Source organism: Streptomyces sp. NPDC004838 (assembly GCF_053600955.1).
In genome coordinates this window covers 147,210-159,112 of sequence record NZ_JBSGAW010000017.1, presented here as the reverse complement: position 1 = coordinate 159,112, position 11,903 = coordinate 147,210, and the positions used below count along the sequence as shown (strand labels likewise).

Annotated in this window: 11 protein-coding genes and 1 CRISPR repeat array; of the genes, 1 reads left to right on the top strand and 10 read right to left on the bottom strand. The window is 70.3% G+C overall.

All coding sequences use genetic code 11. The features are described from left to right. Positions 1–49: 49 nt before the first annotated feature. The 8 genes from ACWEFL_RS20605 to ACWEFL_RS20570 form a co-directional block, all read right to left on the bottom strand. Positions 50–1,189, bottom strand: a complete 1,140-nt coding sequence (locus ACWEFL_RS20605) for a hypothetical protein (protein ID WP_451714486.1) — start codon at positions 1,187–1,189, stop codon at positions 50–52. Positions 1,190–1,467: 278 nt separating this feature from the next. Then, positions 1,468–2,973: an ATP-binding protein gene (locus ACWEFL_RS20600; protein WP_451714484.1), complete on the bottom strand. Its 1,506-nt coding sequence runs from the start codon at positions 2,971–2,973 to the stop codon at positions 1,468–1,470. A gap of 28 nt (positions 2,974–3,001) precedes the next feature. Next, the gene (locus ACWEFL_RS20595) at positions 3,002–3,454 is read right to left on the bottom strand and encodes a DUF6238 family protein (RefSeq protein WP_451714482.1); all 453 of its coding nucleotides are present in this window, start codon (positions 3,452–3,454) and stop codon (positions 3,002–3,004) included. A gap of 32 nt (positions 3,455–3,486) precedes the next feature. After that, positions 3,487–4,959: an SCO6880 family protein gene (locus ACWEFL_RS20590; RefSeq protein ID WP_451714479.1), complete on the bottom strand. Its 1,473-nt coding sequence runs from the start codon at positions 4,957–4,959 to the stop codon at positions 3,487–3,489. Between the two features lie 141 nt (positions 4,960–5,100). Then, on the bottom strand, positions 5,101–6,519 hold the full coding sequence (locus ACWEFL_RS20585; RefSeq protein WP_451714476.1) for an SCO6881 family protein: 1,419 nt from the start codon (positions 6,517–6,519) through the stop codon (positions 5,101–5,103). 27 nt (positions 6,520–6,546) lie between these two features. Beyond that, complete coding sequence (locus ACWEFL_RS20580) at positions 6,547–7,227, bottom strand: hypothetical protein (RefSeq protein ID WP_451714474.1); 681 nt, start codon at positions 7,225–7,227, stop codon at positions 6,547–6,549. After that, the gene (locus ACWEFL_RS20575) at positions 7,227–7,535 is read right to left on the bottom strand and encodes a DUF6112 family protein (RefSeq protein WP_451714550.1); all 309 of its coding nucleotides are present in this window, start codon (positions 7,533–7,535) and stop codon (positions 7,227–7,229) included. Before ACWEFL_RS20575 ends, ACWEFL_RS20580 begins: the two co-directional genes overlap by 1 nt. 86 nt (positions 7,536–7,621) lie before the next feature. Then, entirely contained in the window at positions 7,622–8,779 is a 1,158-nt protein-coding gene (locus ACWEFL_RS20570; RefSeq protein ID WP_451714471.1) for a C40 family peptidase, read from the bottom strand. Between the two features lie 584 nt (positions 8,780–9,363). On the opposite strand from ACWEFL_RS20570, the gene ACWEFL_RS20565 reads away from it, so the two are divergent. Further along, the gene (locus tag ACWEFL_RS20565) at positions 9,364–10,110 is read left to right on the top strand and encodes a DNA-methyltransferase (RefSeq protein WP_451714470.1); all 747 of its coding nucleotides are present in this window, start codon (positions 9,364–9,366) and stop codon (positions 10,108–10,110) included. 95 nt (positions 10,111–10,205) lie between these two features. Here ACWEFL_RS20565 and ACWEFL_RS20560 read toward each other — a convergent pair whose 3' ends face one another. After that, positions 10,206–10,670 carry a transposase gene (locus ACWEFL_RS20560; protein ID WP_451714468.1) on the bottom strand — a complete coding sequence of 155 codons (465 nt, stop codon included), beginning with the start codon at positions 10,668–10,670 and terminating at the stop codon, positions 10,206–10,208. 336 nt (positions 10,671–11,006) lie between these two features. Continuing rightward, a CRISPR array of direct repeats spans positions 11,007–11,555; the repeat unit is 29 nt; unit sequence GTTGCGAGCCCTCCAGGGCTGATGACGAC. Positions 11,556–11,644: 89 nt separating this feature from the next. Further along, the gene (locus ACWEFL_RS20555) at positions 11,645–11,899 is read right to left on the bottom strand and encodes a CRISPR-associated endonuclease Cas2 (protein ID WP_451714547.1); all 255 of its coding nucleotides are present in this window, start codon (positions 11,897–11,899) and stop codon (positions 11,645–11,647) included. Between the last annotated feature and the right edge of the window lie 4 nt (positions 11,900–11,903).

The window sequence follows — 11,903 nt, the reverse complement described above, 5'->3', positions numbered from 1 at the left end:
GGGCCAGGTCGGTGGGCGGGGTGATCGGCCTCTCCGGAACGAGAGGCGGTCAGCGGCCGGGAGAGTACGGAGTACGGGGGCGCGGCACGGTGGGGAGCAGTGGCGGGGGTGGGGGCGCTGCTGCCGGCGGCTTGTGCCGTGCGGTCGGCGAGGCCGAGCGGGCGGCGGCGACCCGTGGCGCGGTGGGATCCTCCGGGTTGGTCCGCTCCGCCTGGTCGTGGAGGGGGTGAGCGGTGTGCCGGTCGGCCAGCTCGCCGCGCATGGACCGGATCTCGAACGCGTAGGAGTCGATCTTCCTGGCGATGGTGCGCAGCCGGTTCGCGTAGTGGGGATCGGCCGGTTCGCCCAGGCCCTGCCACCAGGCGGCCGTCTCGTCGAGGGCCTCGACGATGCGCTGCAGGACGCCGTCGGCGGGAGCCGTCAGCTCACTGAGCGCGGCAACGGTCTCGCTGGTGTGAGCGGCTGTTGAGATGGCCCGGGTCAGGCGGCCGAGCCGGTCCCCCAGGTCCATCTCGGGTGTCTCCCGGCGGCGCGGACCGGTGTCGAGCAGCTCCGGAGCGCACGAGACGTCGTAGCCTCCAGCTCGGAGCATGTCGAAGGCCCGGGTGACCGTCTGTCGCTGCTCGACGGGGTCGGTCATGGCAATGGGCAGGCGGTGGAAGCGCTCGTGTGGCAGAACGACGGGGACGAAGCCCGCACGGTGGAGCACCGCGTCGGCGGAGCTCTCCTGAGCGGAGCGTCCGGACTCCCGTCGCGGCGGCAGGCCGAGTTGGTCTAGGCGAGCATCGATGGCGGAGAGGAGGTGCGGGACGCTGTCGCCGTGCTGGACGTTGGGGCCGTTGGGTTCAGAGTCGTAGACGACTTCGTGGAGCGTGGACTCTTCGGGATGCCCTCGGGTCACCAACCAGCCTTCCGGGACCTCGGGTGAGCGGTCGGTGGTCGACTCCTGGAGCGTGGAGATGATCAGGGCACTGCCGTCGGGAAGTTCGGCGTGGACGACGTAGTCGCTGAGGCCGTATTCGACGGTGCAGACCAGGCCACGCTCCCGCAGTGGGGTGATGATCTCGCCATACTGATACTGGTTTTGAGGGTTGTCGGAGGCGTTCTCCTGGAGGAAGGGGCCGCTGGTGCGAGCGGTGACGAGGGCACCCTCGCACTGGAAGGTCACGGTGATCTGATCGGGGCGCATATGGGCTTCTCCGGAGCAGGTTTCGCCCGCTGGCCGAGGTCTGGAGACCGAAGTCGGCTGGGGCGTACGGGGACGGTGGCGTTGGTCGGGGAGGCGGCGATCGAGTGGTCTGACCCCGCCGGAAGACAGTGCCGGGCGGGCTCGTCCCGCATCCGGAATCCCAGTGCCGAGACAGGCGGCGAAGCGAGCGGTACGCCGCGTTGCGCAGGGCGATCACCTCGGTCTCGGCCCGGACCGGAACGTGGGCGGCTGCTCCGGGCGGCTGCGGGATGTCCGGCTCATGCGGACATCCGGGCGTCGGTATCGAAGACCCGCCGCTCGGCCGGGTGGAGGATGTGCTGGGTGATGAAGCTCCGACCCGCGACCTTCCACAGGCCCCGGCCCTTGGTCAGAGCGGATACGGCCTGGGTCTCGACACCTGTCAGGCCGAGCAGCGAAGCCACGGCGGCGAGTTGGTCGGGCTCCTGGCGGTAGATGATCCGGGTGCTGCAGTCGGCGAGGAGCCCCTCGGCCAGCACCCGCCCCCGAGAGCCCGCGTCACCGGCGGACAGCAGGTCGCTGAGCCGGTGGATCACCATCAGGTTGGCGATGCCGAGCCCACGGCTGAGCTTCCACTGGCTCTGCATGCGCTCCAGGAGGCCGACGTGCCGCATGACGCGCCATGCCTCGTCGTAGATCACCCAGCTTCGGCCCCCATGAGGGTCGGTGAGCGCGGACTCCATCCAGGCGCTCGCGCAGGTCATGGCCAGTACGAGTGCGGTGTCGTCGCCCGTGCCGCCGAGGCGGGAGAGGTCGATGGACAGCATCGGTGCGGCCGGGTCGAAGGCCACCGTGCTCGGAGCGTCGAACATGCCGCTCAGGTCTCCGTGCACCAGCCGCCGCAGAGCGTGTGCCAGATCCTGGGCGGCGGGTGCCATGCGTGAGGCGTGATCGCCGAGGGCCTGGTCAAGCCGCTCGGGTGAACCGAGCGTGTGGGCGATCTCCCCGAGCAGCGGCACGACGCCGTTCGCCTCGGCGTCGGCGACGACCAGGTCCAGTGCGAGATCCAAGGCGGTGTGCTCCATCGGCCCGAGATCCCGCCGCAGTACGGTGCGCGCCAGCCCGGCCAGCAGCATGAGGCGGCGTTTGCGGATCTCGGTGGACCAGTCGTCCTCCCGTACGGAAGCGGGCCGGGCCGGGGCGTCCAAGGGGTTCAGCCTGCCGGGCAGGCCGGGGCCCAGCGCGATGGTGTAGCCGCCGAGGGCTGTTGCGACGGCCGTCCACTCGCCCTTGGGGTCGCAGGGCACGTACACCCGGTAGCCGTGCGCGATCGCCCTGGTCGCGATGGATTTGGCCAGCGCCGACTTGCCCATGCCGATGATCCCGGCCAGTACCGCGTTCGGATTGGTGAATCCTTCGACGCGTCCGCTGTTGTACAGCGAGAACGGGTCGTAGCAGAAAGCCGCCTCGGCGTGTACGTCCCTGCCGATGAAGATGCCCTCCGCGCCCAGACCGCCCTCGGCGAGGAAGGGATACGCTCCGGACGCGATCGCCGTGGTCATCCGGTGGGCGGGCAGGTTGAGCGTTCCACCGCGTGCCGAGGCGGGGCCGGGACGCCCGGACGGCGGGTAGGTGGGCCGCAGCTCCGGGTCGGTGGTCTCGTCGTCGCCGCGCTTGGGCGGGGTTCGGGCGAGGCGGGCCTGGCGGCGGGCCTCGGCGATGCAGGCTCGGGCGGCCCGCTGTTCGGCGCGGGTCGTCCTGGCGGGGACGAAGAGGTGCGATGCGCTGGCGCGGGTCCTGGGCATAGGGGGATCTCCAGTCGAATGGCTGGGTTCAGCGGAGGACGAATCCGGTGAACGGCGCGTGCAGGTCGGCGGGGGTGGTACTGCGGCGCAGGAGGCGTGCGGTGCGCTGGTGGCGTTGGCAGATCGTCAGCTCCGGCGCGCCCTCGGGCAGACCGGCCCGGCACGCCTCTCGGCCCGGACGCTCCCCGGAGACGGACCGGGGTGCCGCATGAAAGGCGGCGTGGACATGGTCGGCGGCCTGCCAGATCCGGACGCGGGCGATACGGAGCTGCTCGCCCTCAATCGGTACAAGCGTTCCGGTACGGGACGCATGGGCGTCGAGAAGCCCGTAGACGGAGACCAGGTGTGCGTGGAGAGAGTCCAGTTCCGCGCGGGAGGTGACGAGCGCGGCCCCCGGCAGGTTGAGCGCACGGTGGAAGTCGAGCGCGGCCGTCGCGAAGGGCACGAAGTCCTGTGACGTCGGATCTGCGGTCCGGGACATGGGGGTGCTCTTTCCAAAGGGAGTGGACCGGATCAGGCCGCGATGGCCAGGGGCATCGCGGCGGCGGTGAACGCCGCTGCCTGCTGCCAGATGAGCGGCCGGAGGTCGAGCTGTGCGCCGACGGCCGCGGTCTCCACGACGGCGCGGGCGGAGCGCAGTTCCTCCTCGGAGTCGGCCGACACGGTCAGCAGGCCGGTCAGGGCCACATCCGCGTGGCCCGCGATGAGCTGGCGCTCGCGGCACTTGATGTCCTGGTACTCGATGGAGTCGGCTTCGGAGTCGACCTGGCCGCGCCGGGCCCGCTCGGCGGCGTCCGAGATCACGGAAGCCTTCCTGCGCTGGACGTCGCGCAGAGCCGCGTCCAGGCCCTTGGGCTCGTACGACAGGGAAAGGGTCCGCCGTACCCCGGCGGTGAACAGCAGCTGGTGCAGGAACCCGGCCGACGTCTGTGTCCTCGGCCAGTTCTCCACCCAATACGTGGTGTGGAACGCGGAGTCGGTGGCGATGTGGTCCGACTTCTCGACGACCACCACGGGGCCGGCGGCGGCAGGCTCGGACTCGGGGCGACCGGAGGAGGACCAGCGGTCCAGCGCCGCGAGAGACCTGGGGTCGTAGGCGGTCCGTACGACGGCCGCGATCTCGGTGGCGGACAGCCAGCCCGCCGGGTTGAGCCCGGCGGTGCGCGCCGCCTGCTCGAAGGTCGAGGTCAGCTGGGCCAGGACGCCGAAACCGCCCGTCAGGCCACCGCCGGCCTGGTTGATCAGCCGCCGGGCGGCCCGCGCGTCCAGCGAGACCGCTACATACGACTCGTGCGGAGCCGCGGCCGGGCCGGCGCTCTGGATCAGCTCGCTGTAGATCTCGCTCGCCACCGGGGCGCTGGGGTCGCCGTGCTCCTCCCAGTACCGCCACAGCGCGTCGCCGGAGTCGGGCACGGTGCGCTCGATCACCTGGATACGGGCTACATGCCCGGTGCGGGCCAGCGCGGCGAGAGCGCGACCCCAGCCAGCGACATTGGCGTTCTGGGTGGCGGGGTCGAGCAGGGCGTAGGCGCGTGAGGAGACCTTGACGACGGCGGTCAGTGTGCCGGTGTGGGGGTTGTGGACCGCGCCGTAGCGGCGGTCGGGGGCGGTGACGACACGCAGGCTCGCGGCGGTGCCGGGAAGGTGAAGGAGACCTTCCCGGACCGGGCGGCGGGAGGGCCGGGCGAGCCAGATCAGCTGGCCCCGCAGTCGGCGGAGCGCGTAGCCGGTGATGACCGGCGTCCAGTCGGCCAGGGACCGGCCTCGGTACCGGACGAAGACGAGCAGGGCGACGGCAGCCCACAGCGGGATGAGTTGGAGAGCGCCGACCACACCCCGGGTGAGGATCACGGCGAGCAGGAGAAGGCCGGTGAGGGCCGTGACGATCAGTTGCGGGGCGGTCAGGCCGAGCAGGACGCCCCGCCGTGAACGGTGCGGGAACGTCACGGGGGCTGCGACGGCTTCGACTTGGGAGTTATCAGACATTCCGGATCCAGGGAGTGGGAGCGGGCAGGTGACGGCGGCGGACACGGCGTTCTTCTCGGAGGCATGGCGGCTTTCCGCGCGGGGCTGGGGATGGGACGGCCTACGAGCTGACCCTTCGCAGGCCGCCCCATGGATGGCCGGTCAGGAACCCGACGGAGGCCGGTCGGGGTAGACCCAACTCGTCGCGGTCGGTGATCCGCTCGGTGGCGGACCGGGGGAGGGCGGTGCCGGCGCGGCCGGACTGTCGTCCCCGTCGGGAGCCGGACAGCTGGGGCGGGCGGATCCGACGTGCGTGAGGCTCCCACCGGGAGTCGCCGCGGCAGCGGACTGCTGGGCGGAGCCGCTGCCCTTGGTGGTGGTCTCATCCGATTCGGCGTCGGACGGCCGTGTGATCAGGGCGGGGATGCCGGGGCGCTGGATCAGGGCGCGGCCCTTGTCACCGGTGGCGTTCGGGTCTTCGCCGTACCGGAAGGTGGTACGCGGCCTCGGGGGCCCGGCGTCGATGCCTTCCTTGCTCAGGTTTCCTGCGGGGTTGATGCCGGAGGCGACCCCGTCGGAGCCTGTGCCGGGGATCTCGCCGGGTCCCTGCGGAGCTGGGGCGCCGGTGCCGGCCCGCAGGGCGAGGCTGCCAGCGGTCTTCGCGGCGCCCGCGGCGACGGTCACTCCGGCGAGGCCGGTGCGGTGCAGGTCGTCGTGGCCGCCGCTGTCGGTCGCCCAGTGGACGAACTTGTAGGTGGCGTACGGGCAGAGGAGTACCAGCACCATGATGACGATGCCGGTCATCGCGTCGGAGAGAGCCGCCATGCCGTCCTGGGCGTCCGGCTTGCCCATCGCCGAGACGCCGATCAGGAAGACCACGGTCATCAGCAGTTTGCTGACCACCAGGACGGCGGTGGCCTCGATCCAGCCGCGCCGCCACCGCTTCGCCGCTTCCCAGCCCCCGCCCGATCCGGCGAAGACCGCGAGGGCCACCATGATCAGGATCCCGGCCTTGCGGGCGACCATCATGCCCCAGTACAGGAACGCGCCGATCGTGCATCCGAGGGCGACCAGCGACGGCACGCCCCAGCCGAGTCCGTACATCGCGCCAATAGAGCTGACCTTGATGACGCGACGGATCGCGTCCTCCACCGATGAGTTGGCTGCCTGGAAGAGGCCGTCGGACAGAGCGTCGACCACGGTGACGGCGACCGAGGTGAAGGCGACGGCGCAGAAGGAGAAGAGAACTCCGGTCATCGTGCCGATCGCGGCCTGTGCGAGGGCGCGTTCGTCGCGCCGCCAGGCCGCGAGCATCAGCTGGACGCAGAACGTGCCGACGGTGATGGCCAGCCCAATGGGCAGCAGCAACTCGTAGTCGTCCCGGAACCAGCCCGCGTCGAGATCGACGGCGGTGGTGTCGTCGACTCCGGTCGCGGCGAGTTCCGCCGCGCTCGCGGCCATCTCACCAGCCGACTTGGCGATCCACGCCCCGATGCCGTCCGTAACGATCCCGGCGGGATTGGCGGCGAAGTCGACGGCGTCGCAGACGCTGCCCATCAGCGGAAGGTCGCAGACTCCCATGGTGATGCCTCCTTTCCGCGGTGGCGTTCAGGGTGCGGCGGTCGGCAGGACGCCAGCCAGCGCGCAGGACTGGGAAGGACGGCACTGGATCGCGAGGGTGGTCGTACGGACCTCGGCGCCTCCGGCGGGGGAGCCGCGCCATCCGATCGACTGCCGGCCGGAGACCGTGACGGCGTAGACGTATGCCTGGTTGATCGCCTCCGGATTCGCCTGCAGCGCGCGGGTGAACGCGTCGGGGAAGTGGGCTTCGTTCACGACGGCTGTGGCGTACTGGCCGTTGTCGGCCATCCGCCCCCACAGCACGGGCGAGGGGACGAGCGCCTCGACCGAGACGGCATCGGCGTACTCGGTCTCGCCGGTCAGCCACGTACGCAGGGCCGACAGCAGTTCGGGCTGTGAATGGACGCGGGTGTCGTAGGACCACAGGGCCACGGCAGCGGCCTTCCCGAAGGCGATCGGATCGCGGGTGGACGGGGGAGCGGGCAGAACACCCGGCCTCTTCGGCGGTGGTGAGGCCCCGGTGGAAGCGGACGAGGAGGAGACCGGCGTCTCCTGCGGCGCGGACGTCCGGAAGGAGTGCCTGTCATCGCGAGTGAGGTAGGCGGCCAGGCCGGCGAGGGCGACGAGGACCACCAGCACGACGGTGCCGATGACCGCCCGGCGGCGCGTACGGGACGCGGAGCCGGAGCCCGTGGAAGAGGGAGGCATCAGCGGACCTGCGTCCCCAGCGTCGAGAAGAACGCGACGACGCTGTTGGCCGCGCCCAGCAGGAGTGCCGCCCCCGCGCTGACCAGCACGCCCTTCTTGCCGTTGGCTTCGGCCTGATGCCCGCCGGAGTGATGGCCCCACGCCCACACACCCGCGCTGACCGCGAGCGCGCCGACGACGGCGATGATCCCGAACAGGTTGATGGAGCCCATCACCTGCTTGAGGACCGCGAGGCCCGGCAGGCCACCGCCGTTCGGCTTGATTCCGGGGTCGTAGGCAAGCTGGATGACCGTGTCGGCGAGATACATTGCGAACTCCAGTCTGTTCTGCCGCACGCCGGAGCCCGAGCGGGCGAAACGGTGGTGCGGCGAAGGGGGAGCGGGGGAATCGCCGGTCAGACGATCCGGCGGGCAGCGAGAATCTGCGGCTTCCAGGAGGCGAGGGTCTCGATACGGACCACCTCGCCGGTGCGTGGGGCGTTGACGATCAGACCCCGTCCGAGGAACATCCCGACATGCTCGGGGACTTCGGCGGTCCCCTGGGTGAAGACGAGGTCACCGGGCCGTAGAGCGTCGGCCCGCACCGCTTTGCCCTCCTTGACCTGTGTGTACGTCGTCCGCGTGATGGAGACCCCGGCTGACTTGTACGCCTGCTGCATCAAGCTGGAGCAGTCGCAGCGTTTCATCGGGTCCGGCCCGTGGGAGTCGGTGCACGAGCCGCCCCACTGGTACGGGGTGTCGAGCTGGCCGAGCGCCCAGCGGATCGCGGTCCGTACCTCGGGCGGAGCGTCCGAAGGGATCCGGTATCCGCTCGGCACTGCACCGGAGGGGATGGGCCCGAAGACGGTGCCGTCTCCGCTGGCCGTGCAACCGCCCGCGCCGCCGCCGGGCCGGAGGCCGCTGGTCTCACCGGATGCCGGTGTCGCGGTACCGGTCGGTGGACCACCGGACTTCGTCAGCGCCGGTTCGATCGCCTTCTGCAGCGCGCTCGCCAGCGGTTCCCACTTGGCGTAGGCGTCGGGGTACCCCGACTTCTGCACCGCCTGAGCGGCCTGGGTGACCGTCATCGACTCCCAGCCCGGAACCCTCCGCAGCGCCGAGTAGAACGTGGAGCTGGCGTGCACCGGGTCGAGGATCTCGCTCGCGGTACCCCAGCCCTGCGAGGGCCGCTGCTGGAACAGCCCGAGGCTGTCGCGGTCGCCGTAGGCCAGATTCCGCAGACCGCTCTCCTGCAGCGCCGTCGCCAGCGCCACGACCTGACCCCGGCGAGGAACACGTATCACGACGCCGGTGGCCTGAATCGTCTTGGCGTGGGGCACCTGCTGGGCCGGGTCGTCCAGACCCGGCACGGAGACCGGGTCCTTGTCGCTGCCGTCGCCGTTCAGGACCGCCTTCACCTGAGCGGCGACGGCAGCGACGTCCACAGCCTGTGCGCTGCCATCGGCGAGGCACGAGGCCGAAGCGCTCCAGGCCGCGAGTCCGAGGATCGGAAGGGCCAGCAACAGCGGTCCGGCAGCGCTGAGCGCGGCCACGGCCGCGACGGTCCTCTTCATCGAGGCCGCCGTTCGCCGGGACCAACGATCCAACCCTTCAGCGGGATTGAGCGAGGGCGTCGGCGTACCAGGGCGTGCTGCATCGCAGTTCCTCGTCGCGGTTCGTCGGAGGCGCGGTGCCGGCTGTTCGTGCAGAGCCGCCGACACCGCGCCGAGGTGAATACGCCTCGAAGGCGTCCTCCGGGACCGAGGCGTCGGCGACTGCCCGACGCCTGCCCGGGCCATGCGCGGCAGCGAGCCGCACTCGTATTCTCAGGCGGTACACAGGGTTCTCCTCACAGCTTCGGAAGCGCTTCCGCGAACAGGCCGCCCAGACGACGCATATGGACGCGGCAGCATGCATCAGCACAGGTCAGACGGGTGGAGCTGGGCTCAGCCCCGGTGGACACGGCGAGACAGTAAACGGACATTCCGGCCGCACCAAACGACCGGCGAACCGGACCGCCGACCGGAGCAACCGCTCATTGGGTACGGCCGGAGAACACGGCTAACCTCCGGCACAGCCATCCCGGACGGCTGCCGGTGGGCACCGTCCGACGCAGGCCCGCCCCCGGCTCCGTCGCGCTCCGAAAGAGGCCCCGCGCATGAGCTACACCCTGCACCGAGGCGACGCCCTCACCGTGCTCAAAACCCTCCCCGACGACAGCGTCGACGCCGTCATCACCGACCCTCCGTACAACTCCGGCGGACGCACCAGCTCCGACCGAACAGGCCGCACCGCACGAGCCAAGTACGTCACCAGCGGATCCGCGCACGACCTGCGCAACTTCCCCGGCGAGAACCGCGACCAGCGCTCCTACCGGAGCTGGCTGACCGCGCTGCTCACCGAGGCGTACCGGATCGCGACGGAGCACTCCGTCGCGGTGGTCTTCTCCGACTGGCGGCAGGAGCCGACCACCAGCGACGCCCTGCAGATGGCCGGCTGGACCTGGAGCGGCACGCTCCCCTGGATCAAGCCCACCAGCCGCCCCAGGAAAGGCGGGTTCAAACAGTCCGCCGAGTTCATCACCTGGGGCGTCAAGGGCACCCTCGACAAGGAGCGGTCCCTCTATCTGCCCGGACACTTCATCGCGTCCCAGCCGCGCAAGGACCGTGTGCACATCACCCAGAAGCCGGTCGAGATCATGCGGCAACTCGTACGGATCTGCCCCGAGGGCGGCACCGTCCTCGACCCGTTCACGGGCAGCGGCTCCACGGGCGTCGCGGCCCTGCGGGAGGGACGGCGGTTCGTGGGGGTCGAGCTGTCGTCGCACTACGCGGAAGTTGCCGAGCAAAGGCTGCGGGCGGAGCTGACTCAGGACGACGTCGTTCTGGTCGGGCCGGGAGCGTGACCAGGTGTGCCACAAGGCCAGGGCCGAAGGGGCATAGAATCGCTGGGCAGCCGGTGCATCGGGACACCGATGCGTCAGCGGTCCTTCCGCTCCCGTCAGGCGGCCTCGACACGCGGGGTTGGTTCGGCGTCGCGGCCTTCGCGTTGCCGGGCTTGCTGCCTCGGCAGACAGCTGATCTGGTCGGATACGCCTTCTTCTTGTCGGCGGGCAGTGTACGCGTGGACGGTTTTCCGGTGCGGGTAGTTGTGCGGGAGGCAGCGCCATGGGATGCCTGCACGGTTCATGTGGAGGACCGCGTCCGGCAGGCTACGCAGATCGTGGTCGGGAGGTCGGACTGAGGGGCCCCGAAGACCCCGGACGCTCCGGTGGACGGCCGGTCGACAAGCATGCGTGACGGCTCGCCAGAACCGCCTTGCCGCCCCTGGGGGAGCCGAGGGTTTCGGGTGCCTTGGGAATGGTGGTCGGCGGCGTAGGGCTTGTGCTGTCCCGACAGGCTGGGGGAACCCTGGCTGCCGAGGCGCGACGTTCAGTAGTGGGGTTTTCGCCGCAGCGTCGCCCACGGACGGGACTCCGTCCGCGGGAGGATCGGCAGGTAGGCCGGAGTGCGGCGGAGGTGACAGCGCTGGTGGCGGACGAGGCGTGGCGCAGCGCCTGCTGGGTTGGCTGGAGCCCGACGGTGACCCGCTCGTCGCGCTCTCGACGACCGAGGTCGAACGGTTCCGCTGGAATGAGCTGCCCCTCAAGTGGCACGCGGGCTGAGCTGCACTCCAAGAACCTCCCCATCGTTCACGAGACCCTCTCTGTCAGCCTTGGGTGAGACGCCCCGATTCGTCGGGTTGGCCTGAGAGGGCACGACAGGAGAACCACCGCCTCATCACCCGCACCACCACCGTCACGTTGCGAGCCCTCCAGGGCTGATGACGACGCGCATCGACAAGCCGATGAAGCACTACGCCCAGTAGTTGCGAGCCCTCCAGGGCTGATGACGACTGACCCAGCCGTCCGGCAGGCCCATGAGCCATTCGGGTTGCGAGCCCTCCAGGGCTGATGACGACGCCAGGCTGAACGCCTTCGGCGCCTCGGCACTCCTGTTGCGAGCCCTCCAGGGCTGATGACGACCACCTCCACCGCGCAGATCATCGCCGCGCCGGATGTGTTGCGAGCCCTCCAGGGCTGATGACGACACCAGCCGCGCTGACCGGTCGGACGGCGGTTGCTCCGTTGCGAGCCCTCCAGGGCTGATGACGACCGGGGCCGTCTCCGGGGGACTGGAGATGCTGGAACTGTTGCGAGCCCTCCAGGGCTGATGACGACCGTGGCCCGATGGGTCGCACACAAAACCTCTTGCACGTTGCGAGCCCTCCAGGGCTGATGACGACGGGAGGTGCGCAGCCGGGAGATGAATCTCCGCAACCTGTTGCGAGCCCTCCAGGGCTGATGACGACCCGAGGGTAAAGCCGCACGTCGGCGGCCCCCTGCAGGCCCGTCTCGCCGTGACTTCTGCAGCGATCCGGCGGTAGTGCATCTGCGCAGGTCAAAGGATGTCTCCGGGACCGCCGAGGTCGACTCCCAGCGTAGTCGACTCGACCATGTCGGGGGATCGCGCGGTGTAGGTCACGATGCTGTCGTATTCGGGGTCGATGGTGATGGTCAGGGCGGCCATCAGGGCGCGGTACTGAGCTGTGGAGAGTTCGCCCTGGAAGACGCTTCGCTGAGTCCAGTGGAGGTACTTCCGGCAGGTCTTGAGGACCTTCGGATTGCGTTCGACTGCTGTGTCGTAGACGAGGATGACG

What these genes read in the sequence shown, in the direction of transcription:
- ACWEFL_RS20605 (WP_451714486.1), bottom strand. Translation starts at nt 1,189, where the DNA reads ATGCGCCCCGATCAGATCACCGTGACCTTCCAGTGCGAGGGTGCCCTC.
- ACWEFL_RS20600 (WP_451714484.1), bottom strand. Translation starts at nt 2,973, where the DNA reads ATGCCCAGGACCCGCGCCAGCGCATCGCACCTCTTCGTCCCCGCCAGG.
- ACWEFL_RS20595 (WP_451714482.1), bottom strand. Translation starts at nt 3,454, where the DNA reads ATGTCCCGGACCGCAGATCCGACGTCACAGGACTTCGTGCCCTTCGCG.
- ACWEFL_RS20590 (WP_451714479.1), bottom strand. Translation starts at nt 4,959, where the DNA reads ATGTCTGATAACTCCCAAGTCGAAGCCGTCGCAGCCCCCGTGACGTTC.
- ACWEFL_RS20585 (WP_451714476.1), bottom strand. Translation starts at nt 6,519, where the DNA reads ATGGGAGTCTGCGACCTTCCGCTGATGGGCAGCGTCTGCGACGCCGTC.
- ACWEFL_RS20580 (WP_451714474.1), bottom strand. Translation starts at nt 7,227, where the DNA reads ATGCCTCCCTCTTCCACGGGCTCCGGCTCCGCGTCCCGTACGCGCCGC.
- ACWEFL_RS20575 (WP_451714550.1), bottom strand. Translation starts at nt 7,535, where the DNA reads ATGTATCTCGCCGACACGGTCATCCAGCTTGCCTACGACCCCGGAATC.
- ACWEFL_RS20570 (WP_451714471.1), bottom strand. Translation starts at nt 8,779, where the DNA reads ATGAAGAGGACCGTCGCGGCCGTGGCCGCGCTCAGCGCTGCCGGACCG.
- ACWEFL_RS20565 (WP_451714470.1), top strand. Translation starts at nt 9,364, where the DNA reads ATGAGCTACACCCTGCACCGAGGCGACGCCCTCACCGTGCTCAAAACC.